At 53.0% G+C, this 362-nt stretch carries 1 protein-coding gene; it reads left to right on the plus strand.

Annotated features, from left to right (window positions below; all coding sequences use genetic code 11):
* A partial coding sequence (locus tag AOA59_RS32315) for an immunoglobulin-like domain-containing protein (RefSeq protein ID WP_158235210.1) occupies positions 1-362 on the plus strand: 362 nt, incomplete at both ends.

Genomic DNA, 362 nt, shown 5'->3' on the forward strand with positions numbered 1-362 from the left:
GTCACTGTGACGCTTTCGAACGGCCAGACGATCACTATTAAAGCCGGTGAGACCACAGGCTCGACTGTGTTCAACACCCCAGCCAACGACGTCTATAACAACGGCTCAACCGTCAGCACTACGATCGCCAAAACCGAAGGCGGTAACTTTGAGAATCTGGTTACCGATCCGAAGGCAGCTGAAACAGCCATCACCGACTCGATCGACAACACCACGGTTTCGCTGACTACTGATAAAGCGTCGGTAGTTGAAGGCGGCGATATCACTTACACCGCGACCTTGACTAACAAGGCGCAAACCGACGTTACCGTGACGCTTTCGAACGGTCAGACGATCACTATTAAAGCCGGTGAGACCACAGG

Origin of the sequence: Pseudomonas sp. 2822-15, from assembly GCF_002742515.1 — a bacterium.
Classification (GTDB): Bacteria; Pseudomonadota; Gammaproteobacteria; order Pseudomonadales; family Pseudomonadaceae; genus Aquipseudomonas; species Aquipseudomonas salomonii.